Annotated in this window: 1 protein-coding gene; it reads left to right on the top strand. The window is 74.1% G+C overall.

Translation table 11 applies throughout. The annotated features are described in order from the left end of the window. Positions 1–579: methyl-accepting chemotaxis protein (locus FV234_RS25950; RefSeq protein WP_246686320.1), on the top strand; the 579-nt coding region annotated here is incomplete at both ends.

Genomic DNA, 579 nt, shown 5'->3' on the forward strand with positions numbered 1-579 from the left:
GGCATCGTCGGGATGGTGTCGTCCTCGGCGACCGAACTGCAGGCCACCGCCCGGACCCTGACCGCGACCGCCGCCGAGACCGCGGGCCAGTCCACCACGGTGGCGGCGGCCGCCGAGGAGGCCGGCACCAACGTCACCACGGTGGCGGCGGCCGCCGAAGAACTCGGCGCGTCGGTGCTGGAGATCGGGCGCCAGGTCGGCGGCTCGGCCGCCCTCGCCCACGCGGCGGTGCACGAGGCCGACCAGACCGGCGCCCTGGTGCAGGCGCTGAGCGCTGCGGTCTCGCGCATCGGCGACGTGGTCGGGCTGATCTCGAACATCGCCGGGCAGACCAACCTTCTGGCGCTCAACGCCACCATCGAGGCGGCGCGCGCAGGCGCCGCCGGCAAGGGCTTCGCCGTGGTGGCGGCGGAGGTGAAGGCGCTGGCCGAACAGACGGCCAAGGCCACGAGCGAGATCTCGGGTCAGATCGCGCAGATCCAGACCTCGACCGGTCAGGCGGTCGCCTCGATCGGGGGGATGACCGGGCGCATCCGCCAGATCAGCGACGTGGCGACCTCGATCGCGGCGGCGGTGGAG

This window comes from Methylobacterium sp. WL8, from assembly GCF_008040045.1.
Classification (GTDB): domain Bacteria; phylum Pseudomonadota; class Alphaproteobacteria; order Rhizobiales; family Beijerinckiaceae; genus Methylobacterium; species Methylobacterium cerastii.